The organism is Clostridium sp., from assembly GCF_017888565.1.
Classification (GTDB): Bacteria; Bacillota; Clostridia; order Clostridiales; family Clostridiaceae; genus Clostridium.
In genome coordinates this window covers 1-26,132 of record NZ_JAGHFX010000025.1, presented here as the reverse complement: position 1 = coordinate 26,132, position 26,132 = coordinate 1, and the positions used below count along the sequence as shown (strand labels likewise).

Here is a 26,132-nt window from a genome sequence, read left to right as displayed (position 1 = left end):
ATTTATAGTCAATAGATTATAGGGTTATTTTTACCTTTTTATTCTTCCCAATAAAAACTCTTTTATTTACTATTTTTTTAAATGTAAGAATTGAGATTCATATAATTCTTTATATAATCCCTCTCTCTTTAACAAGACATCATGACTTCCTTTTTCTTCAATACCTTTATCAGTTAATACTAGGATTTCATCTGCATTTTTTATTGTTGATAATCTATGTGCTACAACTATAGTAGTTCTTCCTGCACATAATTCTTCTAAGGACTTTTGTATCATATATTCTGTTGTATTATCTAATGCTGATGTTGCTTCATCTAAAATTAATATAGGTGGATTTTTTAGGAACACTCTTGCAATTGAAATTCTTTGCTTTTGTCCTCCTGAAAGTTTCACGCCTCTTTCTCCTATATAAGTATCATAACCTTCTGGTAATGACATAATAAATTCATGTATATTAGCTCTTTTTGCTGCTCTTAATACTTCTTCGTCAGTAGCATCATGCTTTCCATATAATATATTATCTTTTATTGTTCCTGTAAATAAGAATACATCTTGTTGAACTATTCCTATATTTTTTCTTAAAGATTCTAATGTAACATCATATATACTTACATTGTCAATTGCTATATTTCCTTCTGTTACATCATAAAATCTAGGAATCAAATTACAGAAAGTTGTTTTACCACCACCTGATGGTCCTACTAACGCAAGCATTTTCCCTTGTTCTATATCTAAGTCTATTCCCTCTAAAATATTTTTTTCATCATAACTAAAATGAACATTTTCAAATCTTATATGCCCTTTAACATTTTTTAAATCTAAACTTCCATCTTCCTCAATCTTTTCATCTATTATAGATACAAATCTCTTAAATCCAGTCATTCCATTTTGATATTGCTCCATGAAATTAACTAGCTTTTTAATTGGTTGAGTAAATAATTTTATATATAAAAGATATGCAAAGAAATCTCCTATATTTATTATATCGAAATATGTGAAAATTCCACCGGCTATTAATACTACATAATCTAATATATCTATTCCAAATCCAACACCTGCAAAATATTCTGCCATAACTTTATAAGCTCTTGACCTAGCATTTTTAAATCTATTATTTCCATTTTCAAACTTATCTATTTCATGATCATGTGATACAAAAGCCTTTGTTATTCTTATTCCAGAAAGTGAATTCTCTAAATTTGAATTTACTGCTGATGTCTCTACTCTAGTTTCCATAAAAGCATTCATCATTTTATTCTTTTGCTTCCAAGTAAACAGTACAATAAAAGGTATAAATGCGAATATGATCAGAGTCAAAGGTATATTTATTGTACATAATACAGTAAATGAACCAATTAACATAACAAGAGAAATAAATAAATCTTCAGGACCATGATGCGCAAGTTCTGATACTTCCATAAGGTCATTTATCATTCTACTCATTAAATCACCAGTTTTATTGTTATCAAAATATGAATTAGGTAATTTTTGTAGATGTAAGAACATATCCTTTCTCATATCACCTTGCATATGTACACCCATAACATGTCCATAATATTGCATGAAATAACCACAAGCTGCTTTTATTAAATATATAATTAATAAAGTAACTCCGAACACCACTAGCATTCTTAAATTCTTATTTGGAATGCTATCATTTACTAAAGTTCTTGTCATCATAGGATAAACAAGATCACATGCTGCTGCTATAAATGCTGCAAACATATCTAAAAAGAATAATTTTTTGTATGGTTTATAGTAACTAATAAATCTCTTTACCATAACTAACCTCCTTTTATTACTACATTATATTATTGTTATTATTTAATAATAGACTTATTGATAATAATTTTCAAGTAATCTTTATTATTCGAAACAATTTATCTATTTATTAAGTATCATAAATATATTTATTTTGCAATTATAATTATTTTAAATATTTAATACTTTATTCTTTTTATCTATATATATCAACTATTAATCCTTGTATTTCATCAATAGAAGAAGCTATATTTAAATTATCTCCCTCTCCCATTAAGAGAGATTTAGTAAGTTCTTCAAGCTTTTGATCTATAGTATCTACAGTTATGAAATATTGTGTTTGCCAAAAACTTATATCTTTTTTAGTGTCATACATAAACTTTAAAATAGATTCTAAATACTCTTTTATTAACTTCTTATAAGCTATAACATCACCATATGTTTTTGTAACTACTAATCTATTACCCTTTTTATGTATTTCTTCAATCATTTGATTTAATTGTTCTTCAGATTTTCTTTCCCTAGCTTGATTAAAACTTTGTGAAAAATCCTTTTTCTCAGAAATTACTCTTCTATCTTGCTTAACGGGACTTTTTCTATTTATTCTACTTATTTCCATAATCTCCACCCTTCCTCTATAGATATTATATCATTAAAAAATATTTTTTCTCTCACTTTTTTTTCCATGTATTAATATTAATAAAAGTAAATATGCTATACTTATATAAGAAATTTATTTTTACAAAATTTAGAAAGTTTGGAGGTATTTTAATGTGGTTTAATAAAAACTCTGAAGAAATAATTGAAGAATTATCCTCAAATGTCATTAATGGACTTTCTTCAACAGACGCAAAATCAAGATTAGAAAAAAATGGTCTAAATAAACTTCAAGGAAAAAAGAAGAAATCTATTTTACAGCTTTTTTTATCGCAAGTTAATGATGTTATGATTTACATTTTACTAATTGCTGCAATAATTTCTGCAATTGTAGGAGAAATAAGTGATGCAATTATTATTTTAATCGTAATATTTGTTAATGCAATAATTGGGGTTATTCAAGAATCTAAAGCTGAAAAAGCTTTGGAAGCACTAAAAAATATGTCTACTCCAAAAGCTCTTGTAAAAAGAGATGGTTCAATTATTGAAATAGCATCAGAGGAAGTTGTTGTTGGTGATATTGTAGTAATAGATGCAGGTAGATATATTCCAGCAGATTTAAGATTAATTGAATCTGCAAACTTAAAAATTGAAGAATCAGCTTTTACAGGTGAATCTGTTCCTGCTGAAAAAAATTCTGATATTATAAAAGAAGAAAAAGATGTTCCTATTGGAGATCAGCATAATATGGCATTTATGTCTACCCTAGCAACTTATGGTAGAGGAACAGGTATAGTAATAGCCACTGGAATGGACACTCAAATAGGTAAAATTGCTAAGATGTTAGATGAAGAAGATGAAAATACTACTCCTCTTCAAAAAAAATTAGCTCAATTAGGTAAAACCTTAGGCTTTGCTGCTGTTGGAATTTCAATAGTTATGTTCATAGTATCTATGTTCCAAGGAAGAGATTTTCTTGAAATGTTTATGACCTCTATAAGTTTAGCTGTAGCTGCCATTCCTGAAGGATTGCCTGCAATTGTGGCTATTGTTTTAGCCCTTGGTGTTCAAAGAATGATAAAGGAAAATGCTATTATCAGAAAGCTTCCCTCTGTAGAAACCTTAGGATCTGTTAATATAATTTGCTCAGATAAAACTGGTACATTAACTATTAATAAGATGACTGTAAAAAAATTCTATGTTAATGGAGAAACTAAGGCTCTTGAAAAAATAGATATCAAAAATAATGAAAGTAAATTATTAGTTGATGGAATGATTCTATGTAATGATGCTACTTCAAAGGATGGTGTTCAAACTGGTGACCCTACAGAAGTTGCATTAATTGATGTTGGTAATAAAATCAATATATTTAAAGAGGATTTAAATAAAGCTCACAAAAGAGTAAATGAAATTCCATTTGATTCTGACAGAAAGCTTATGACCACTGTAAATACTTATAATAAAGGCTTTAATGTATTCACTAAAGGAGCCATAGACAGTATTTTAAAAATCTCTAATAAAATATTGATTAATGGAGAAATTAAAGATTTTACAAAAGAAGAAAAAGACAAAGTTCTTGAAGCTTCAAACTTAATGTCTGATGATGCATTAAGAGTTTTGGCATTAGGATATAAAGTTATAGATACTGAACATGTTGCTATAGATGACCTTGAAAAAGATTTAATTTTTGTTGGTCTTATGGGTATGATAGACCCTCCAAGAGAAGAAGTAAAAGGTTCAATTCAAGTTAGTAAAAATGCTGGAATTAGAACAATAATGATAACTGGTGACCATAAAAATACAGCTGTAGCTATTGCTAAAGAACTTGGCATTGCTAATGATATTTCAGAAGCTATGTCTGGTAGTGAAATAGATACCTATTCAGATGAAGAATTTACTAAGATAGTTAATAATTATAGAGTCTTTGCTCGTGTGTCTCCTGAGCATAAAGTTAAAATTGTTAAAGCCTTTAAAGCTCATGGTAATATTGTTTCTATGACTGGTGACGGTGTTAATGATGCTCCATCTTTAAAGGCAGCTGATATAGGAGTTGCCATGGGGATAACAGGAACAGACGTTGCAAAAGGTGCTGCAGATATGGTATTAACTGATGATAACTTCACAACTATAGTAAGTGCTGTAGAAGAAGGAAGAAACATTTTTAATAATATAAAAAAATCTATTTTATTCCTATTAAGTTGTAACTTAGGTGAAGTAGTTGCATTATTCGTTGCTATATTGTTAAATTGGGCTGCCCCATTATTACCAATACACATTCTTTGGGTAAATTTAATTACAGATAGTTTTCCTGCTCTTTCACTTGGTGTTGATCCTGGAGATAAAGGTGTTATGGAACTTCCACCTAGAAATCCAAAAGAAAGCTTATTTGCTGGAAGAATGGGTAAATTATTAATATTAAATGGTATTTTGATTGGTGCAAATACATTATTTGCTTTTGTACTTGGAGAATATTTATATCCAGATTCATTAAGACATGCTCAAACTATGGCATTCGTTGTACTTAGCGTTTCACAATTATTCTACTCACTAGCTATGAGAAATGAAACTAAGTCATTATTCCAAGTTGGAGTGTTTAAAAATAAATGGCTCATTGGTTCAGTTTTATTAGGCATTTTGCTACAATTTGCTATAATAACAATACCATTTACAGCATCAGTCTTTAAAGTTTATCCATTAACACTTACAGATTGGGGAATAGTGATATTAATATCTTTAATTCCATTTGTTATAAATGAAATAATAAAAATATTCTTTAGAATGAAAGATAAAAAATAATTAAATAATAAAAATTTAATATTTTACTATTAAAATATCAAAATGAAAGAATTAAGGAAATAATTTAGCATGCTAAATTAAGAAAAATAAATTTTCTAAACTTCTATGAAGTTTATTCCTAAATTCTTTCATTTTTTAACTTTTTCATTCTTTCATCAATTATCCATTATCTATTAGAATATATTTCCTTCTTTAAGCTTACCATCATCCATCGAATAAATTTTATCTGCTACCTTTTCTGCAAATATCATGTCATGTGTAATTATAAGCATACTCATACCTCCTTTTGCAAGGCTTCTTATTAAGCTTGCTACTTCACCTGTTATCCCTGGATCTAATGCAGAAGTAGGTTCATCAAAACACATTAACTTTGGATTTAATGCTAATGCCCTACCTATTGCAACTCTTTGTTTTTCTCCACCAGATAACTCATATGGATAGCTACTTAACCTATCTTTTAGTCCTAAAAAACCTAAAATTTCTGTTGCATTTTTCCTTGCTACTTCATCTGATTCTCCTAAAACTCTTTTCGGTGCTTCAATTAAATTTTCTAATATATTCATATGTGGAAATAGATTGAAATTTTGAAATACTAATCCAATTTCTCTTCTTGCTTCATTGAATTCTTTTTTTTCTTTATAAGCTCCTTCTTTGCATAAAAACTTATTATCAATTTCTATTGTTCCTTCATCACAAAACTCTAATCCATTTACACATCTTAATAATGTTGTTTTACCACCACCAGAAGGTCCAACTATAACCGCTATCTCGCCATCTTTCACTTCTAAATCTATTCCTTTTAAAACTTCAGATTTACCAAAGTTCTTCTTTAATCCTTGAATTTTCAGCATAAACTACTCCTCCTACTGATAGTAATTAAACCTTTTTTCAATACTTTCTAAACCTTTTGTTATTAGTGCATTAAATAATAAATATACAATGCCTACTATTACAAATGGCATTAGAGATGAAAGCCTGTTTGAAGCTATCTTAGCCACTTTTAATAACTCATCTAATCCTACAACATAAATTAAAGCTGTATCTTTAACTAAAGTAACAATTTCATTTGCAACTGGTGGAAATATTTTTTTTAATGCTTGTGGCATTATAATTCTAAAAAAAGTATCTTTTTTACTTAATCCTAATACCTCAGCCCCTTCAAATTGCCCCTTATCTATAGATAAAATTCCAGCTCTAAATATCTCTCCAAAATATGCCCCATAATTTAATACCATTGCCAGTATTGCTGAAGGAAACCTCGGAATACTTATATTTATTAATGGTAAACCAAAAAATATAAATAAAATTTGTAATAAAAGAGGTGTTCCTCTTAAAACTAATACATATAATCCAGTTATTGATTTTAATATTTTTATTTTAGATATTCTTCCAAGTGCAATCATAGCTCCTAATGGTATAGATAAAACTAGAGTAATTATAAATATTTCTATTGTTACCTTTAGTCCTTCTAAAACTTGTGGCATAAAAGCTATTATATCCTTCATTAATTCCAAAGAAACCACCTCATCTCAAATTAATTTAACTATCCTAACTATCTTTAAGTTTATTTAGCTATTATATCTTCTCCAAACCATTTTTCTGATATTTCTCCAGCTTTACCTTCCTTTACTAATTCATCAAAAGCATTATTAAAAGCTTCTGCTAATTCTTTATCATCTTTTCTCATTCCTACTGCATATGATTCTTTACCAAAATCCTCATCTAAAACTTTATACTTTTCAGCCCCTCTTTGGTTGATATAATATTTAGCTAATATTTCATCCGCAACAACTGCATCTACTCTTCCTGCTTCTAAGTCCATCAAGGCTTCGTTATTAGTTTCGAATGTAACTATTTTTCCATCCTTAAAACTATTTACTATATCCCCATCACCTTCTATTGCATCTACTGCACTTGATTGATTTTGAGCAGCTACTACAGCATCCTTCAAGTCTTTTTTAGAGTTAATTTTCGAATCAGCTAATGTTATAATAACTTGTCTGTTGTTTAAATATTCTTTTGAAAATGTAACTTTTTCTTTTCTCTCTTCAGTGACACTATATCCATTCCAAATAAAATCTATATTTCCACTATTAAGTTCTGTCTCTTTCATACTCCAATCTATAGGCTGAAATATAATTTTTTTATTTAATTTTTCACCAATTTCTTTAGCAAGCTCTATATCAAATCCTGTATATTCCCCTTTTTCGTCTTTAAACCCCATTGGTACAAAAGTATCATCAAACCCCAATACTAATTCCTCTTTATCCATAGAATTTTCAACTTTTTTTTCTCCGCAAGATACTAATGCAAATGACATTACTCCTAATAATGAAGTAATTAATATTTTTTTTATTATTTTCATAATTAAATCCCCCTTCAATTCATATTCTTTACCTATTTATTACTTTATCATAGTAAAGTAATAAAGTCAATTAAAAATACAATAATATAAATAAATTATTGTATTTTTAATCTTTAATTAATTTTCTTAAATTATGTATAATAACTGTTGTAATAGGAATTAGTAATATCCAATAGAAAGTACTTAATTGTAATTCTTCTAATTTAACTAAATGTCTGTATAAAATTATGCTTGAATAAATAAAATCTATAAATATAATAAATACAATTGAATTTTCTATAGTTACAAAATAAGTTATTAAAGAGATTAAGTATATCACTCCAAGCATAATAAAGTTTTCATATTTAAAATTAGTACTAATAATATTTGAAAAAATAGCTAAAAAGCAATTATATATTATGAATACCGAAATTATTATATCAGTATTTTTATTTTTTTTAGTCATTAAAATCTAGCTCCTTTTTATATACATTACTAGTATTAACACTTTAAAAATTCCCTATTCTTATTATTTTTAACTTTATCATATATTTTAATTACTTCTTATTTCATTATTTTTATACTACTAACTATTATAGACTTGATTATTAATATAGATATACGATAAATAGTTATTAATAAAATCTAGATGGCTTATCTAGATTTTTTACTTCTTCATTTATTGATTTTTCATATAATCATTAAATAATTCACTTTATTTAACACCTTTTTTTTCATTTTGTGTGTATTTTTATATTGAAAATTTAATCTTTAAAAGAAAGAGACAGTACAAACTGCCTCTTTTGAAAATTACTTTAATCTCGTTCCTTCTTTTTCCTGAACTATTTTTCCACTCTTCATTAATCCGCCTAAAGCCATCTTAAAATAGTTTTTACTTGTATTAAAGGTAGCCTTAATATCTTCCGGATTAGATTTATCGTTAAATGTCATAAATCCACCATTTTTATTTAAATACTTTAATATGTCTTCTTGAATCTGTTCTCTTTCAGTTAATCTTGTTTTTCTTGGAGTTAAGCCTATAATTCCGTCTTCATATATTCTTTTTATCCTTAACTTCATTTCAGTTCCTGGATAAATTTCAGTATAATATTCATTTGGTAATACTATGCCTTTATATTTTGAATCTATAGCTACATGAACAGTTCCACCCTCACTCTTAGAGTACACTTGAGCTATAACCTCTTCTCCAACTTTAAATTCTTTTTCTTCTTCTTGTGCATTTAATAAATAATTTTCTACATCTGTAGTAGCTGCTAACCTTCCAGTTTTGTCTAAATATATGTAAAATAAGTATTTACTTCCTGTATGTAATTTAAATCTTTGTTCTTTAATCGGAACAAAAATATCTCTATCTAGCCCAAAATCAATAAAAGCACCAAATTCTGTTTGGAATACTACTTTTAAATAAGCAACTTCACCAACAGTAACTAAAGGTTTTTTAAATGTAGCTATTGGTCTATCTTTTGAATCTCTATATACAAATACTTCTACTTTATCTCCTACTTGTATTTCCTTATCTTCTGTCATAGATTTAGGAAGCAATACATCTATTCTTCCATCATCACCTAAATAAAACCCAAATTCTTTTTCTCTTTTAACTTCTAAAACATTATATTTTCCTATATTAATCATTTTTCCTCCTGATTTTATAAGTATTTTTTACTTAACTCAACATAATTATATGAAGATTTTTTTATACTTTCAATTTCACTATCTGTAAGTTTTCTTATAACTTTTGCTGGGCTTCCAAGAATAAGAACTCCTTCTTCATATTCTTTACCTTGAGGTACTAAAGAACCTGCTCCTATTATAGTATTCTTTCCTATTTTTGCTCCATTTAATATTATTGAGCCCATTCCAACTAAAACATTCTCTGAAATTGTGCATCCATGAATTATAGCTCCATGACCTACAGTTACATTTTTACCTATAATAGTTTCATAATCAAAGTCAACATGAACAACTGAATTTTCTTGAATATTGGTATTTTCACCTATATATATTTTGTTCATATCGCCTCTTAATCGTGTTCCGAACCAAATATTCACATTCTTCTCAATAACAACTTCCCCTATTATATCAACACTCTCAGATATATAGCAAGTTTTATCTATAACAGGTCTTATTCCATTAAATTCTTTTATCACTTTTATCCCCCCGATCTATTAAGTAATCCTTAAAGTTATTTTATCATTACTGAATATTATTGTCATTATTTATAGTTATTCAATACTATATATAGATAAGTAATAAATTATTAAGGAGCTTATTTTGGGAAGAAAAAAACATAAACAATCAAGAGAATTTGATCAAAGTAGCATAAAATTTTATTATGGTATTCCGCATTGTCATACTGAGTTTTCAACTGGTAAAGGTTCTCCCATCGAAGCTTATGAGTACGGTTATCGATCTGGTTTGGATTTTATGTTTATAACAGATCATAACTCCTATTTATCTAATGAAATATCTATTAAAGATGATAAATACTCTAAGTTCCAAGGAACTAAGGTTTACGCCTCAAAAATAAAAAAGAAATATGATAGCTTTTTACCACTAGTTGGTTTTGAATGTAAGACCAATCTCTACGGAGATTTAAATATAATGAATTCTTCAAACTTTTTTACTGGTGCCGTAAGAGATTTAAAAGTCCTAACATTATGGATGTTAAATAATCCTGATGCCTTTATTTCTATAAATCATCCACATAAAAATATAAAAGCATTACCTTATAATCCAGTATTAAATAAACTAATCACATCTATAGAAATTGGAAATGGAAATCCTGCTAGTAAATATACAAGGCATGATCGCTACTACTTTAGCTTATTAGATATTGGCTGGAAACTTGGTGCAATTAATGGCCAAGATAATCATAAAATCAATTTTGGTGATTCCGAAAACTTGACAGTTTGTATTTGTAATAGTCTTTCTAGCAGTGATATTATATCTTCCTTTAGAGAAAGAAGAACATATTCAACTGAGTCACGATATTTAAAGTTATACTTTACTATCAATGATAACTTTATGGGTGAAGAAATAACTATTTCTGATGATAAGCTTAGATTTATGATTTTTACAGAAGACATTAAATATAAAATAAAAGAAATACAAATAATAACTAATAAAGGTACAGTTATACGAACAATTGAAAATATTAATTTAAGTAGTATTAAGTACTTATATGAGCATAAAAGGGAACCTCATGAAACTTGGTATATAATAAAAGTTATCGAAGAAAATAATAAAATTGCTTTTAGCTCTCCTATTTTTATAAATAATACTGAAAATATAGTATTGTAAATCTAAAAATTTAATATAAAAATAAATATGGCATACATTATGTTTTAATTCATAATTGTATGCCATATTTATATTCAAAATTCAAATTATTTTTTTTGATTTTGCATATGTTTAACTCTGTTAGGTTTAGCCTTAGGTCTTATTTCAATTTTCTTTTCTTTCTTCTTTGGTCCACCAGTACTTTGAATATCAAAGAACCATAAGAAGAACCAAACTATAACTAAAGTAAGCCCCATATTTATCCACATATTATTTGTTTTTATAAAAAATTGAGCCAAAAATAGAACTAGTGCTATTGCTAATGGAATCCATTTGTTTATTCTTACCTTAGAAAATACATATTTTTTTCCTAAAGTAAATAGCAGGATCATTAACCCGATAGTTGCTGCAAAATATGCTATAGTAATTAATATCTGCACGGTATTATTCCTCCTTTAAAAAGCTTCTATATACTATATTAAAAGAAATACTATATATTTTCAAGATATATGCATTTAAATATTTATAACATTATATATTTTTATTTTACAACTAATAAAATCTTTAATGCATTTCAAACATCCAGTTTTTTACCATTCATTGCTAATATATTAATATTTTTAGTTAAATTTATTAAATTTATTATAATTCCCTTCTATTTTAATAAATTATTTGATAGAATAAAGAAAGAAATTATAAAATGTTAATAAGAGGTGATTCTATGAGTTTAAATTTGCCCTATCAATTAGATGAATTAGATCTACAAATACTAGATTTATTAATAAAAGATTGTAGAACTCCTTACTTAGAAATAGCAAGAATTTGCCATGTAAGTGGGGGAACGATACATGTTAGAATGAAAAAAATGGAGGAGCTTGGAATAATAAAAGGAACTAGAATTCTTTTAAATTTACCTAAGTTAGGTTATGATGTATGTTGTTTTGTTGGAATATACGTTGATAAAACCTCTTCTTTTGATTCAGTATTCGATGAATTATCTAGAATTAAAGAGGTTGTTGAATTACACTTAACAACTGGAAATTATTCTATTTTTGCTAAAGTGGTTTGTAGAAATATTACAGATCTTCAAGATATATTATTAAATAAAATTAATACTATTAATGGAATACAAAGAACAGATACAATAATATCTTTAGATCAGCCTGTTGATAGAAATATATCTATATAAAAATACATAAAATGATTCCTTTTGGTTACACTATTTTTGTAAACCTATTTTAAAAGGAGTGTTTTTTATGAAAGTTTTAGATTCTATAGCACTTATTTTAGTTATAATTGGCGCTGTTAACTGGGGATTAATTGGATTTTTTCAATTTAATTTAGTTGACACACTATTTGGAACAATGACTGCTTTTAGCAGAATAATTTATGCTTTAGTAGGAATAGCCGGACTATATTCTCTATCATTCTTTGCTAAAGATAGATTTATGGGTTCTAACTAAGCAATTTAATACACTGTATTAAATTTAAATTAAGAGAGTATGGTTTTACCATACTCTCTTAATTTATATAAAAATATATTATTATATATTTTTAATATCTTTAAAATAGCAACCTAAATTATATATCAAATTAAACATTTGCCTTAAAATTAAATGAATATCAAATAGAAATTATTAATAGTATCATAAAAGAAATTAAGGGTTTTCTTTTCATAACTCTCTATCTCTTTTATAGATAAATTAATTAGTTTAATATACTTGTTATAATAAAAACTACTAGTTTAAAATTCTACTTTAAAAAGCCTACTTTTAAAAGTGGGCTTCCTTAATTCTTTATTTCAAGTTCTTTATAATATCAAATAATTCTATTGCAGCTTTTCTTGGTCCTTCCTTTTCTTGGCCTTCTAAAGCTAAACAAGTTTTTATTTGGCCTACTTTAACTTTTCCATTAAACATATCATTAAAGTATTTTTCTATCAACAAATCCGTTTCCTTTTGTTTTTGAGCCGGTCCAAATGGATTTGCAAAATAGCTTTCAACTAAGCCTTTCTCTGAAGTTGTTCCCTTAGCCATCCTTGCTCCTGCCTTAAATATTTCTATAGCTTCCTCTGGAGTTTTGAAATATTCAATTGAATTTTCTCCTTCTTTAATATCTGTATAGTTATTTGCATAAAGGAATAAATCAACTTCATATCCTTTTACTATTTCTTTATATGGAGCTACAGGCATTACTAATCTTGCATTTATCTTATCTGGGTTCATAAATATACTTCTATCTATTTCTTTAAAAGCATATCCTTGATCTAAGTCATCTAATCTAACGAATGCTCCTATTTCTGTACCGTATCCAATTATCTTTCCATCTACTTCTTTAAATGTTCCCATATCATCAAATATAATTGTCATGTTACTAATATAATCTTCACTTAAAGTTCTAAACGCTTCTAAACTTTCTGATTTCCCAGCTCCACTATCTCCCATTATAACAACATTTGCTGCTTTTCCATCTTTAAGTTCGATATTAACCATTGCCCCGTGTATTGGTAAATATCCTCTTTTTATCATTAGTAAATTGTGTAATGTAAGAGTCATTTTCTTCATATATCCAAAGTAATCAATATCTACAGAATGATTAACATAACCTAGCATAATATCATTTTCTTTATCATCATAAAATACAGTTTTCTTTTCATTTTCCCCATCTGTTGCTCCAAATACATATACTAAATCTGGTTTTTTACCTCTATATTCTTCACATCTAGCCATTTCAAAAAGGTTACATAAAGTTATTCCATGCTGCATAAAATCCCTATGAAAATATATAAATGCTATAAGTTCACCGACTTTAGCTGGATAACAGAACCAATGATCTTTATTTAAAGAAGCATATGTTAATGGATTATTATCTATTTCTGTAAACATTCCACTTCTAGTATTTTTCTTAGGATATGTTATAAATGGAGTTTCTAATAAGATGCTATCGATAAACTCTATATCTTCTAATGCTTCATAGCCCTTTGGTAATGGCCATAAAACTTTATTAATTATAATTGATGCATTTCCTCCAACTGGTATTTGTCTAAATACATTTGGTTTATATCCTAATACATTCTTTTCAACTTTTCTATATAACTTTAGTATTAAGTTAGATAATGATGAGTTAGCTTGAGTAAAACTTACTGCTGATAATCCATCTTGACGTTTATTGCTATGAATTATTGTATATCTTTCCATTCTTCTCCAGAATAAATATAAATCTTCTACAAAAGCTATAAAATTCTCCTTATCTAAAAATAAATCACAATAATTTGTATTAGCCTCTACAATCTCATCCACATTCATAACTGTGCAATATTTGAATATTTTTGATAAATCTTTTGATATTTGTGAAATATCTTCTGTTTTTAACCCTAACCTTAAATATCTCCAGCTTAATGTAACTTTCTTTTTAGACTTTTTTAAATAGGTTTCAATTACCCTTCTAAATCCTTCACTTTCTACTAACTCCTCAAATGTACTGCAATATTTAGCTGTGAAATTAATTAATACCTTATCATTGCTTATTGAAAACTCTTTACGCATACAATTGCCCCCTTTTGAAATATATACAAATTAAAAATTTCATTTTTACACTATTTTTTTATATTATAACATACATTTTGCAAGTTTAGGAATAAGTCTTTTTCATTTTTCAAAAATTATTATGACTTTTTTATATTTTCCAATAAAGAAAACGTAATCAAATTGATTTTTTTAGATATTTTTATAAATTCATTAAATTCACGAATTTTTTTCTTGTAATAATTTAAAACATCTATTTAATTGCGAACTTTTTTTAAACCGCAAATTTTATAATATGTATATTCATTTTTGAATAAAAAAGAAACTATACCTTTAACTTTCTTTTAACGGTATAGTTTATATATTATTCTTATTATGATTTTATTGTCCTAAATTTTTTGCTATTACTTCTCTAACCCTTTCCATTAATCCTTTTTCTTCTTCTCTAGTTAAGTCCACAGTATATATAGGCTTACCAAATGTAACTGTTATATCTATTGATTTAAAATGTCCATCTATTTCATAAGCCCTATATGCACCATCAATAGCAACTGGAACTACAGGTGCCTTAGCCATTGTAGCCAATTTTAAACTTCCTTTTTTGAATTCCCTTAACTTTCCATCTTTGCTTCTTGTACCTTCGGGAAATATAGCCATACTATAGCCATTTTTTATATTATTTGCACCTTCTCTTATAACTTTAATTGCTTCCCTTGCATTTTCTCTATCTAAAGGAACACAATTATATTTTTTCATCCAATATCCTATTATCGGGGCCTTTACCATTTCTTTCTTAGCAATAAATCCCATACACTTTCCTACTGAATCTATTAATAAAGGAATATCTAGAATGCTGGTATGATTTCCTATATAACAGCATGGAACATCTGGAATATTTTCTTTTCCTTTTATAGTAACATTCATATTAAGAGTATTATGTATTGTGTATCTTGCCCAATCCTCTCCAACTTTCCCACTATAATCCACCGCAGCTTTCTCACCCTTTGTAATTTCTAAAAACCAACGTTTTATAGCTTTAAATTGCATGAATATCATATATATACCATAATTAATAATTTTAAAAACACTCATTAGTATTCACCACCATATTTTATTTCTTACTTTATTATAAATGCTTATATTTTTTTCTTCAATTATATTTTTATTATCATATGTCTATAATATATATATATTCATATATTATATTTATTATTGAATTTAACTATATATTTAATTAATAACTATATAATTTTTTGTATATTTCTTATATAAACACTTATTTCCCACTATAAATTTATGACTTTTATTACTCACATAACCTATTAATTCAGAATATACTATTTTTCTTATCTAGAATACTTTAGCTAAATAACCTATCATTTAAATTTTAATTTATTCGAGGAGATAAAAATTGATAAAAAAATCATTACTTATAATCCTGAATTTTATTCTTATAATTTCATTTTTTCAATGTAGCATAGATACTAAAGAAAATAATTTAGAAAAGAATAAAAATACCATGAGAGTACATTTCATTGATGTCGGGCAAGGTGATTCTATATTAGTACAGGTTAACAATAAGAATCTACTTATTGATTCTGGCCCTAATGAATCTGAAGATAAGTTAAAAAAATACCTAAAAGAACTAAAAACACCTAAATTTGATTATATAATTGCAACTCACCCCCATGAAGATCATATAGGAAATATGAGCTACATAATTAATAATTTTGAAGTATTAAATTTTTATGCACCTAAAGTTGAAAATTCTACAAAGGCCTTTGAGACAATGGTTGAATCTCTTATTCGAAAAGATATGAAAATTAAAGTACTGAAAGCAAATATAAAATCAATAGATCTTGGAAAAAATATCGTGGTAGATATTTTCTCTCCTCTCTCTAACAGTTATGCTGATATAAATAATTATTCTCCTATTATAAAAATATCTTATGGAAACACTTCATTTTTATTTACTGGTGATGCTGAAGAGCTTTCTGAAAATGAAGTTTTAAATGCTGGTTTTGATTTGAAATGTGATGTGTTAAAAATAGGTCATCATGGATCTTCTAGTTCGACTTCTGAAAATTTTTTAAAGGCAAGCAATCCTTCAATAGCAGTAATTTCAGTGGGCGAAGATAATACTTATGGACATCCAACTGATACTGTTTTATCAAGATTAAAAAAAACTAAAGTTTATAGAACAGATATAAATGGAAATATCGTAATAACATCAGATGGTTTATCTTTAAAATGATAGATGCTCCTAATATTTTAGGAGCATCTATCATTTAAGATTTTATTCTTAAATCAATATTTTAACTTTCTTTTAATGCATCCCTTTTATTATCTATGCAAATTTTTTCTTCCGTTTTATTTATATCTTTATAGTTTCTATTTTGTATATTAAAAAAATTGTTTTCTAAGCCTTTATTATCATCTATTTCTTCTATATCTTGATCTTCTTCAATCTCATCTTCTTTCTTTACATATGCCTTCCATCTCATATAAATATTATATAAATTGGTAACATCTTGCTCATTATATAGAAGTATCGTTTCTATCTTTTCTTTTGGCATTCTTAGTATATAATCTCTATCTTTTAATACTTTATTAAAGGTTTTAGCCAAATTAGATCCACTAATTAAATCTCCTTCTCTATGAATACCAAACTCTTTTTCAAGATTTTTTAGACCTATAGAGTGTCCATTTTCTTTTTCATACTCTCTTTGAATATCTATATCTTCAAATTCCTTAGAAAAATTAAATTCTATTCCATATTTTTTAAACAAATAATTTATAACTGTATAGTCATTGTTTCCTGAGAAAGTAACAATTGCCTTCTTTCCTTTTCTCCTCATATTAACAAAATATCTTTTAGCTAAATCAAGAATTTGAATTACTTCCCCTTTATTTTCAATCATATATTGAGTTACATATAATTTATTTTTTTCAAAAATACATGCTCCAAAGACTCCTATACATTTTGGTTTCTTATACACATAATGCTCTAGATCAAAAAATATTAGTTCCTCCGAAGGCCTATTAATTATATCTGTTTTTAGCATAAAATCTCTTGCGAAATAATCCACCTCTATTATATTCTCTCTTATAATCACATTACCACTCTTTCTTCCTTATCATTTATCACCTTTTAAGTCCTTAGTTTATCTTATAATATTATATCACCTTTTATAACAATATAAAAATAAATATAATTAAATCTTCCTACCTTAATATAATATTATGTAGTTTATTATATGTTCAATAAAAATATAACTAATTCTAATATAGATAATCTTACAAATGATAATATATATCAATTATACACTTAAAAATATTGACTATTTTTTCACATTTTGATATCATATTAATATGATAATGATTTTCAATACGAGGTGGATAGTATGAGTCTATGTGATTTAAATTTAGGGGAAAAAGCTATAATAAAATATATCAATGGTGATGATAAACTTACCAAAAGATTATTAGCTCTTGGTTGTATTGAAGGAACTGAAATTGAGCTTAAAAGGGTTGCTCCTTTAGGTGATCCAATAATAGTTAATCTTAGGGGATTTGATTTAGCAATTAGAAAAAAGGATGCTAAAAATATATTTTTAGCTGTATAGGGGGAATAACAAATGAAAACAGTAGCATTGCTTGGAAATCCAAATGTAGGAAAGACTACTCTTTTTAATTACTTAACCGGTTCAAATCAAAGAATTGGTAACTGGGCAGGGGTTACGGTAGACAAGAAGGAAGGATTTTTTGAAAATACTAGAATAGTTGATTTGCCTGGTATATATGCAATGGATACTTATTCTAATGAAGAAAAAATATCTAAAGCATTTTTAGAAAATGATGACGTTGATGTTATATTGAATATAATAGATGCCTCAAATATTGATAGAAATCTTTATTTGACAACTCAGCTAAAACAATTTAAAAAACCTATTATTTTGGCTGTAAACATGATTGATGTTGCTGAAAAAAAGGGAATAAACTTAGATTATAATAAATTATCAAGTCTTATGAATGTTACAGTAATTCCAATTGTCGCTTCTAAAGGACAAGGTGTTGACAATATAAAATCAGTTCTAGAAAGTGGTAATTACTTATCTAAAATAGATAATAGCAATTATGAATTTAATAATGAGAAGGAAACTTATGAATTTATAGAAGATATTCTTAATAAATGTAATAAAACTATAGATAAATCTAAAACTACATTAAAAGATAAATTAGATAACTTTCTATTAAATCCATGGCTTGCGTATCCAATATTTATAATAATAATGGCATTAATGTTCCAAATTACATTTGCATGGATTGGACAACCATTATCTGATATGTTAGATGGATTTTTAAATGATTCACTTTTACCTTATTTATCTGACTTGCTTGCTAATAGTGCTCCATGGTTCCAATCTCTAATAGTTGATGGAATTGTAGCCGGTGTTGGTGGAATTATTGTTTTATTACCTATAATCCTTGCATTATTTGCATGTATATCAATACTTGAAGATAGCGGATACATGGCTAGAGTTGCATTTATAATGGACAAACTAATGAGAAAGATGGGGCTTTCAGGTAAAGCATTTATACCTATGATCGTAGGATTTGGTTGCACAGTTCCTGCAATAATGTCCGCTAGAACATTAGAAAGTGAAAAAGATAGAAAACTTACAGCTTTATTAGTTCCATTAATGAGTTGTAATGCTAGATTACCTGTTTACGCTGTATTTGCAGCAGTATTTTTCCCAAACTATACAGGATTAGTAGTTGCACTTTTATATTTATTAGGTGTAATATTAGCATTCATTTTAGGAATAATATTTAAGAATACTTTATTTAAAAAGGATGAGGAACCATTTATTATAGAACTTCCTGAGTATAAGGCTCCTTCTATAAAAAATGTTGGTAAACAAGTTTATGAAAAAGCTAAAAGCTTCTTAGTAAAAGCAGGAACTATAATATTTGCTATGAGTGTTGTTATTTGGTTCTTATCAAACTTTAACTTCTCAGGTACTGTAGATGTTAATGAAAGTATATTAGCATCAATTGGAAACTTTATATCTCCAGTATTTAGTCCTTTAGGATTTGGTAACTGGCAAAGTTCAGTTTCTTTATTAACTGGATTATTAGCTAAAGAAACTGTTGTTGCATCAATGGGAATCATATTTGCAGGTGACTTATCAGTAATGTTACCAGTTTATTTTACTACAGCATCAGCGATATCATTCTTAGTTTTTGTACTTTTATATACTCCTTGCATATCAGTTCTTGGAGCAATGAAAAAGGAATATGGTACTAAATTCACATTATTTGCAAGTGCATATCAGCTTATTTTAGCTTGGGTAGTTTCATTTATAATTTTTAACATAACTAAATTATTTATATAAAAGAAGGTGTTTCCATGGAAATATTAATAACTTTAATTATTGTGGCTTTTGCAGGTTATACAATATATAAGAATATAAGAAAATCTTCTAAGGGCGAGTGTAATTGTGGTAGTTGTTCAAATCATTGCCCAGCCTATGAAGAAAAAGATAATGGAATTAAACTTAAGAAAAAAAACTAAAAGTAAAATGACTTAATAAAATGTAATTAGATTTTATTAAGTCATTTTAACTTTCTACTAACTTTTTTCTGCAATCTTTACTAAACTTTCATTCTTTTTCATTATTCTTTCATAATATACCTTTATAGTTGCAGCTGTTGGTGATGCTAAAAGCATCCCTAAAGCCCCATAAAATCCTCCACCTATTAGTACTGCTATTATTATAAACAAAGGTCTTACCCCCACTTTATCTCCTATTAGCTTTGGATCTAAATACCAACCATCAAATAATTGAAGTGCCAATAATACTACAAATACAATTAACCCCTTACTAGGAGATACAAAAACATTAAATAAAAATCCTACTATTTCTCCTATAAATGGTCCAAAATATGGAATCATATTAGTTATCCCAACTATAGCAGCTAATAAGAAAGCATATTCCGACTTAACTATAGTTAACAAAACTAATGCCATAGCTGCAATAATTGCAGAGTCTATTGCTTTTATTCCTATATAAGCACCTATCATACTATGATATATTCTAACACCCTCTATTAATTTCTTTCCTTTTCTTTCTTTAAATATTAAGAATGTTACTTTTTTACTCTCTTTTATTAATCTATCCTTATCTACTAACACATATATAGATATTAGTAACCCTAAGAACAATTTAACTATTTGACTAGAAATAGTAAATATATATGATATTGAACCCTCCAATAAAGTTACTGCCATTGTTCCAAATTGAGTTATAATATGATTGACATTATCCATTGTTCCTGTAGTATTTATAATTTCTTTTACAGATTCATTATTTAAAATTATATCTAACCAACCTTGAGTCTCTTGAATATATATGGGCATTTTTGTAGTTATATCTGCAGCACTATCTATCATATTAGGTATAAAATATATTGATGTTAATACTAATAATGCTAGTACTAATAAATAGGTACTTAATATTGCTGTACCTTCTTTTAAGTTAAACTTTCTCTTTATAAGTTTAACTAATGGATTTAAAATATACCCAAATATCAAACCATATACCACTGGTAACATTAATGACCAAAACTTTTTGAATATACTACAAAAATACGAGAAATTTTCTATTAGCTTAAATCCTACTATTCCTAATAATATTGCAATAACAATTGTAATTAATAAATCTTTATTTTTTATATTGCCAAAAATAAATATCCACTCTCCTCTCTAATTTTTATTGATTATATCATAATAGTATTCTTTGGTCTTTCATATTATTGTTAACTTTTTATAAAAATTAAATACAAATAAGGATGCAAACTTAGCATCCTTAAATGATTATATATTACATCTTATCTACAACGTCAATTCCTAATAAAGCTAAAGAGTTTTTTATAACTTGACATGTAGCTTTTACTAAGCTTAATCTAGCCTCTTTTAATTCTTCATCTTCTAAATTTAATACTGAATGTGCATTATAAAATTTATTAAATGATTTTGCAACTTCTATTGCATATCTTGTAACAATTGATGGCTCTAATTTTTCTGTTGCTAAATGTATTTGCTTTGCAAATCCTTCTAATGTCTTTACTAATTCAAACTCTTCCTTTGAAGAAAGCTTAGAATAATCAGCATTTCCCTTAAGCTCTCCTGCTCTTGTTAATATACTGTTTGCTCTTGCATATGAATATTGAACATAAGGACCTGTTTCTCCATCAAATGAAAGCATTTCTTTCCAGTCAAATACTATATCCTTTTCTCTAGAATTTTTTAGATAAGTAAATACTACTGCTCCAACACCTATCTTTTTAGCTACTTCTTCTTTGTTCTCTAAATTTGGATTTTTTTCATTTATTACTTCTAACGTTTTATCTATAGACTCTTTTATTAAGTCATCTAATAAAATAACTTCACCTTTTCTAGTTGAAAGTTTTCTATCTGCAAATTTTACAAGCCCAAAGCCTACATGAACACAATCTTTTGCCCATTCATGACCTGCAAGTTCTAATACCTTAAATACTTGTTTAAAGTGTAGTGCTTGCGGTGTTCCAACTACATATATACTCTTATAGAAATCATATTTTTTCTTTCTATACATTGCAGCAGCTAAATCCCTGGTTGCATATATTGATGCTCCATCACCTTTTAATACTATACATGGAGGCATATTATATTCATCAAGCATAACTACTTGTGCTCCATTACTTTCTACTAATAGATCCTTTTCCTTTAATTCATTTACTACAACATCCATTTTATCATTATAAAATGCTTCCCCTGCATATGAATCAAATTTAACATCAAAAATTTCATATATTCTTTCAAATTCTTTTAAGCTTAAGTCTCTAAATCTCTTCCATAAAGCTTCAACTTCTTTATCTCCATCTTCTAATGCCTTAAAGTAAGCTCTTCCTTCATCTTCAAGTGAAGGTTCTTTTTCAGCTTCATCATGGAATTTAACATAGATTCTTAATAATTCATCTATAGCATTCTCTTCCAATGCTTCTTCATTTCCCCATCTTTTATACGCAGATATAAGCTTTCCAAATTGAGTTCCCCAATCACCTAAATGATTTATACCTTCAACGTTATATCCTTCTTTTTTAAATATCTTATATAAAGAATTTCCTATAGCAGTTGTAAATAAATGTCCAACATGGAATGGCTTTGCTATATTAGGTGATGAATATTCAACACAAATAGTTTTCCCTTCTCCTATATTAGATGAACCATATTCATCGCCTTCTGTTAGTACTTTTTCTATTGTATTTTTAGTAAATATACTTTTGTCTGCAAAGAAATTAACATATGGACCAACATTAATTATCTTTTCAAATCCTTCATTATCTATTTTACCAGCCAACTCCTCTGATATCATATTAGGAGCTTTTCTAAAAGCTTTTGCTAATTGAAAGCATGGAAATGCATAATCTCCCATATCACTCTTTGGTGGAATTTCTATTAACTTTTCTATACTTTCAATATCCATATCAACATGTTTACTTATTGCTTCTGCAACTTTTTTCTTGTAATCCATTATGTATCCTCCTTAATTTTCACTAATAATTTTAAAAATAAAAAATCCGTCTCTTAACTAACTAAGAGACGGAAAAACTTCCGCGGTACCACTCTGATTGCATAAAATGCCACTCAATGCTTTAACGCAGCAATACGAACTATCCTACTAATAAAATTTCAGTAGCTATCTCCAAGGCTCTCTTCCTAATATTCTATCTTATAAGGCTTACACCAATCCCTTACTCGCTAAAAGAATCAAATATAGTACTCTTCTCTTCATAGATATTAATACTTATTCTAATTTAATATAAACATTATACATAAACAAAACTTTTATTGTCAACACCAAAGGTACTCATATATAAATAAATTCAACTATTATCTATACTTTATTAATTAAAGTGATATAATATCTATAATAAAAATAATTTTCATAATATTTACTTAAGGAGTCAATATGAATAGGGTTGGTATTATAGATATAGGTCCAAGTTCTCTTAGACTTATGTTAACTGAAGTTAATGAACATGGATATTTTAAAATAATAGATGAATTAAAAACATCTATCAGATTATGTCATGATTTAGTTACTGATTACGGTATATGTAATGAAAACTTTAAAACTATACTTTCTACACTAAGAGCATATAAGTCACTTTGCACAGTTTCAGGTGCAAATAAAATCTTTGCTGTTGCTACTGAATCTTTAAGAGAAGCTAAGAATAAAGATATTCTTCTTCCACTAATCAAAAAAGAATTAGATATTGATATAAGAGTTTTAAGCTGCGATGAAGAAATTTACTATAACTTTCTTGGAATAAGAAAAAGTATTTATATAGGCAATTCTTTAATGATTGAAGTAGCAGGAACCGATACTCATTTAGCTTGGGTACAAGGTGATAAGGTACTAAAAAATGTTACCTTGCCTATAGGAAGTGTAAATCTAACATATAAATTTAATTTGAAAGATAGAATATCGCCTCAAGATTTAACTGATGCCTTTACATTTATATCTTCACAATTAAATGACATTGATTGGCTTATGGATACTAAATTTGATTCTATAATAGGCATAGCATCTACTGTTAGAAATATAGGCAAAATAGATAGAGTTAGAAAGCGATATCCTTTTGATATCCCTCACAACTATGAACTTTCTGATATTGATGTTCAAGAAATATTTAACTTATTAAAATGTAAAGACTATAAACAAAGACAAAAATTAGATGGAATAGAACCTGAGCTTGCAGATATAATAGTTGGCGGAACAGCTATCTTTAAGAAAATAGCTAATTTGGTTCAATGTAGTAAGATAATAATCTCAGGAAGAGGACTTAGAGAAGGTTTAATGTATGAATATCTAAATAATAAGTATTCACTACCAGAAGATATACTAGATTATAGTATAAACGGAATATTGGAAACTTTAAATGGTGATAAAAATCATGCACTAAATGTGTTTAAAATAGCTTATAATTTATTTAATTCTTTAAAACCATTACATCATTTAGGAGATGAATATTTAAATATTATAAAAACATCTTCTATGCTTCATGATTGTGGAATTAGTATTAACTATTATGGGCATCATAAACATTCATTTTATATAATATTAAACTCTTATATAAATGGTTTAACACATAAAGAACTTCTTATGAGTGCTGCTATTGCTGCTTCTCATAGATTTAATAGCTATCAAACACCTTTATCCCCATTTTCTTCAGTTATTAGTCAATTAGATTTGCGCACTGTAAAACTTATTGGAGTTCTTGTTAAAATAGCTGAAGGTTTAGATAGAAGCCTGGTTGGTGCAGTTAAAGATATCCAAGTATCATTTAGTAATGATACTGTAACAATTAAAGTTTCTTCCGATATAGATGTAGATTTTGAAATTCGTCAAGCTTTAAGAGCAAGTGAGAAATTTATAGAAATATATGGGAAAGAACTTATTATTGAAGCTATTTAATTTATTAATATAATGAAAGTTCAATTATATAAGTTAATCATATATAGAAAATTTTGTATAATTATTAAAGTATAAAAAAGTAGATTCATTTAAGTGTAATTAAAAGTTCAGTAAATCTAACTCTTAATTACACTTCTTTTTATAGAATCTACTTTGTCATATTAAAATATTATTCCTACAATTCCAAATGCTATTTTACTAAATAGAGTTATAATTAAACTTGATGGTATAGTCAATATAAATTGACCTACTAAAACAATACCTAAAAGAATAACCATTTGATATTGATAAAGCTTATCTGCAACTTTATAAAAGCTTCTAGGCTTCAACTCTCTAAACAATTCAAATCCAGCAAGTCCTGGAAGGGGTATTAGATTAAATACAAATAAATTTATATTAATAATTGAAATTAAATATAGTGCATTACCAACTATACTATAAGTTGATGATGGCATTCTATATGCTATAAAAGACCACAATGCATATATAAACATCCCAATAAATCCTACTAATAAATTTGCAAGAGGAGCTGCCATAGTTACCTTTATTGCATCCTTCTGCCCTCTTTTATATGCACTTGGATTAGTATCTACAGGCTTAGTCCAACCAAACCCTACTAATAAAATCATAACAAATCCAATAATATCTATGTGAGCTGCTGGATTCAATGTTAATCTTCCTTGAAATCTTGGTGTTTTATCTCCTAATTTATCTGCAACTTTAGCTTTTGCATATCCTTGTGCAACAAAAGCTACTAAAATTGCAGGCACTGTTAATATCTTAGTTAATAAATAATCTGATGCTAACATTCTAGTCCTCCTTATTCTTTTTTATGATTATACCATATTTATCAAATTTAATACTTCTTGTTTACATTTTATTAATAAAAATTTAGGTAACCTTCATGTTTATTTTTTCATTTATAAGTCTTATATATCAACAGGAAATTCCCAATACTATCCAATTAAAGAAGAACTCATTATCTATATATATGTCGTAAACTTCAAATTTTGAATAATTTTCAAGTATCACAAGTAAATTTGATATTTCTATAATATTAAAAGGGACTTTACTACTAGTAAAGTCCTTTTAATTTCTATTGATTTGGTTTTTCTACTTGAGGTTTTTCAGGATTATTTACATTACTGTTATTATTTTCTCCATTTGTTGGTGGTGTTGTTTCATTCCCTCCATTTGCTGGTGGTTTTGTGGTTTCATTTTCTCCACTTGCTGGTGGTTTTGTGGTTTCATTTCCTCCATTTGCTGGTGGTTTTGTGTTTTCAT

General features: G+C 27.1%; 24 protein-coding genes, 1 pseudogene and 1 other annotated feature. Of the genes and pseudogenes, 9 read left to right on the top strand and 16 right to left on the bottom strand.

Annotated features, from left to right (window positions below; all coding sequences use genetic code 11):
* Window positions 1-69: 69 nt before the first annotated feature.
* The gene (locus J7M87_RS04470; protein WP_291649082.1) at window positions 70-1,782 is read right to left on the bottom strand and encodes an ABC transporter ATP-binding protein; all 1,713 of its coding nucleotides are present in this window, start codon (window positions 1,780-1,782) and stop codon (window positions 70-72) included.
* A gap of 175 nt (window positions 1,783-1,957) precedes the next feature.
* Entirely contained in the window at window positions 1,958-2,380 is a 423-nt protein-coding gene (locus J7M87_RS04465; protein ID WP_291649080.1) for a YaaR family protein, read from the bottom strand.
* Between the two features lie 152 nt (window positions 2,381-2,532).
* Here J7M87_RS04465 and J7M87_RS04460 point away from each other — a divergent pair, with 152 nt between their 5' ends.
* A complete protein-coding gene (locus tag J7M87_RS04460) occupies window positions 2,533-5,154 on the top strand; it encodes a calcium-translocating P-type ATPase, PMCA-type (RefSeq protein WP_291649078.1) in 2,622 nt (873 codons plus the stop codon).
* A 173-nt stretch (window positions 5,155-5,327) separates the two neighbouring features.
* Here J7M87_RS04460 and J7M87_RS04455 read toward each other — a convergent pair whose 3' ends face one another.
* From J7M87_RS04455 to J7M87_RS04430, 6 genes are all read right to left on the bottom strand, one after another.
* Entirely contained in the window at window positions 5,328-6,005 is a 678-nt protein-coding gene (locus tag J7M87_RS04455; RefSeq protein WP_291649075.1) for an amino acid ABC transporter ATP-binding protein, read from the bottom strand.
* 12 nt (window positions 6,006-6,017) lie between these two features.
* The gene (locus J7M87_RS04450; RefSeq protein ID WP_291649166.1) at window positions 6,018-6,659 is read right to left on the bottom strand and encodes an amino acid ABC transporter permease; all 642 of its coding nucleotides are present in this window, start codon (window positions 6,657-6,659) and stop codon (window positions 6,018-6,020) included.
* 59 nt (window positions 6,660-6,718) lie between these two features.
* Window positions 6,719-7,519, bottom strand: a complete 801-nt coding sequence (locus tag J7M87_RS04445; protein WP_291649073.1) for an amino acid ABC transporter substrate-binding protein — start codon at window positions 7,517-7,519, stop codon at window positions 6,719-6,721.
* A gap of 106 nt (window positions 7,520-7,625) precedes the next feature.
* Window positions 7,626-7,964 carry a hypothetical protein gene (locus tag J7M87_RS04440; protein WP_291649071.1) on the bottom strand — a complete coding sequence of 113 codons (339 nt, stop codon included), beginning with the start codon at window positions 7,962-7,964 and terminating at the stop codon, window positions 7,626-7,628.
* 344 nt (window positions 7,965-8,308) lie between these two features.
* Window positions 8,309-9,151, bottom strand: coding sequence for a S1-like domain-containing RNA-binding protein (locus J7M87_RS04435; protein WP_291649069.1), 843 nt, complete (start codon window positions 9,149-9,151; stop codon window positions 8,309-8,311).
* 14 nt (window positions 9,152-9,165) lie between these two features.
* On the bottom strand, window positions 9,166-9,666 hold the full coding sequence (locus tag J7M87_RS04430; protein ID WP_291649067.1) for a gamma carbonic anhydrase family protein: 501 nt from the start codon (window positions 9,664-9,666) through the stop codon (window positions 9,166-9,168).
* Between the two features lie 124 nt (window positions 9,667-9,790).
* On the opposite strand from J7M87_RS04430, the gene J7M87_RS04425 reads away from it, so the two are divergent.
* Window positions 9,791-10,819, top strand: coding sequence for a histidinol phosphatase (locus J7M87_RS04425; protein WP_291649065.1), 1,029 nt, complete (start codon window positions 9,791-9,793; stop codon window positions 10,817-10,819).
* A gap of 86 nt (window positions 10,820-10,905) precedes the next feature.
* Here J7M87_RS04425 and J7M87_RS04420 read toward each other — a convergent pair whose 3' ends face one another.
* A complete protein-coding gene (locus J7M87_RS04420) occupies window positions 10,906-11,238 on the bottom strand; it encodes a hypothetical protein (protein ID WP_291649062.1) in 333 nt (110 codons plus the stop codon).
* A gap of 281 nt (window positions 11,239-11,519) precedes the next feature.
* Between J7M87_RS04420 and J7M87_RS04415 the strand changes: the two genes are divergently transcribed.
* Together J7M87_RS04415 and J7M87_RS04410 are read left to right on the top strand one after the other, a co-directional pair.
* The gene (locus J7M87_RS04415) at window positions 11,520-11,987 is read left to right on the top strand and encodes an Lrp/AsnC ligand binding domain-containing protein (RefSeq protein WP_291649060.1); all 468 of its coding nucleotides are present in this window, start codon (window positions 11,520-11,522) and stop codon (window positions 11,985-11,987) included.
* Between the two features lie 67 nt (window positions 11,988-12,054).
* On the top strand, window positions 12,055-12,261 hold the full coding sequence (locus tag J7M87_RS04410) for a DUF378 domain-containing protein (protein WP_195263331.1): 207 nt from the start codon (window positions 12,055-12,057) through the stop codon (window positions 12,259-12,261).
* 333 nt (window positions 12,262-12,594) lie between these two features.
* Here J7M87_RS04410 and J7M87_RS04405 read toward each other — a convergent pair whose 3' ends face one another.
* Both J7M87_RS04405 and J7M87_RS04400 read right to left on the bottom strand, forming a co-directional pair.
* The gene (locus tag J7M87_RS04405) at window positions 12,595-14,343 is read right to left on the bottom strand and encodes a phosphoenolpyruvate carboxykinase (protein WP_291649054.1); all 1,749 of its coding nucleotides are present in this window, start codon (window positions 14,341-14,343) and stop codon (window positions 12,595-12,597) included.
* A gap of 360 nt (window positions 14,344-14,703) precedes the next feature.
* On the bottom strand, window positions 14,704-15,414 hold the full coding sequence (locus J7M87_RS04400; RefSeq protein ID WP_291649052.1) for a lysophospholipid acyltransferase family protein: 711 nt from the start codon (window positions 15,412-15,414) through the stop codon (window positions 14,704-14,706).
* Between the two features lie 319 nt (window positions 15,415-15,733).
* Here J7M87_RS04400 and J7M87_RS04395 point away from each other — a divergent pair, with 319 nt between their 5' ends.
* On the top strand, window positions 15,734-16,576 hold the full coding sequence (locus tag J7M87_RS04395) for a ComEC/Rec2 family competence protein (RefSeq protein ID WP_291649050.1): 843 nt from the start codon (window positions 15,734-15,736) through the stop codon (window positions 16,574-16,576).
* Window positions 16,577-16,637: 61 nt separating this feature from the next.
* Here the strand turns inward: J7M87_RS04395 and J7M87_RS04390 are convergent, their stop codons facing one another.
* Window positions 16,638-17,438 (bottom strand): ribonuclease H-like domain-containing protein, encoded by an 801-nt coding sequence (locus J7M87_RS04390; RefSeq protein WP_291649047.1) that lies wholly within the window; start codon window positions 17,436-17,438, stop codon window positions 16,638-16,640.
* Window positions 17,439-17,726: 288 nt separating this feature from the next.
* Here J7M87_RS04390 and J7M87_RS04385 point away from each other — a divergent pair, with 288 nt between their 5' ends.
* Genes J7M87_RS04385 through J7M87_RS04375 form a run of 3 tightly spaced genes read left to right on the top strand, consistent with a single transcriptional unit; the run spans window position 17,727 to window position 19,900 of the window.
* A complete protein-coding gene (locus J7M87_RS04385) occupies window positions 17,727-17,948 on the top strand; it encodes a ferrous iron transport protein A (RefSeq protein ID WP_291649045.1) in 222 nt (73 codons plus the stop codon).
* 12 nt (window positions 17,949-17,960) lie between these two features.
* The gene (gene feoB, locus J7M87_RS04380; protein ID WP_291649042.1) at window positions 17,961-19,721 is read left to right on the top strand and encodes a ferrous iron transport protein B; all 1,761 of its coding nucleotides are present in this window, start codon (window positions 17,961-17,963) and stop codon (window positions 19,719-19,721) included.
* A gap of 14 nt (window positions 19,722-19,735) precedes the next feature.
* Window positions 19,736-19,900: a FeoB-associated Cys-rich membrane protein gene (locus J7M87_RS04375; protein WP_291649040.1), complete on the top strand. Its 165-nt coding sequence runs from the start codon at window positions 19,736-19,738 to the stop codon at window positions 19,898-19,900.
* 57 nt (window positions 19,901-19,957) lie between these two features.
* Here the strand turns inward: J7M87_RS04375 and J7M87_RS04370 are convergent, their stop codons facing one another.
* Entirely contained in the window at window positions 19,958-20,992 is a 1,035-nt protein-coding gene (locus tag J7M87_RS04370; protein WP_291649164.1) for an AI-2E family transporter, read from the bottom strand.
* A 217-nt stretch (window positions 20,993-21,209) separates the two neighbouring features.
* Window positions 21,210-22,901, bottom strand: coding sequence for an arginine--tRNA ligase (gene argS / locus J7M87_RS04365; RefSeq protein WP_291649038.1), 1,692 nt, complete (start codon window positions 22,899-22,901; stop codon window positions 21,210-21,212).
* A 61-nt stretch (window positions 22,902-22,962) separates the two neighbouring features.
* Window positions 22,963-23,171 (bottom strand) — a binding site (T-box leader).
* Window positions 23,172-23,339: 168 nt separating this feature from the next.
* Here argS and J7M87_RS04360 point away from each other — a divergent pair.
* Window positions 23,340-24,848 (top strand): Ppx/GppA phosphatase family protein, encoded by a 1,509-nt coding sequence (locus tag J7M87_RS04360; protein WP_291649035.1) that lies wholly within the window; start codon window positions 23,340-23,342, stop codon window positions 24,846-24,848.
* 161 nt (window positions 24,849-25,009) lie between these two features.
* Here the strand turns inward: J7M87_RS04360 and J7M87_RS04355 are convergent, their stop codons facing one another.
* Both J7M87_RS04355 and J7M87_RS04350 read right to left on the bottom strand, forming a co-directional pair.
* Window positions 25,010-25,657, bottom strand: a complete 648-nt coding sequence (locus J7M87_RS04355) for a site-2 protease family protein (protein WP_291649033.1) — start codon at window positions 25,655-25,657, stop codon at window positions 25,010-25,012.
* Window positions 25,658-25,944: 287 nt separating this feature from the next.
* Window positions 25,945-26,132, bottom strand: a pseudogene (locus J7M87_RS04350) (transcriptional regulator); the annotation flags it as partial.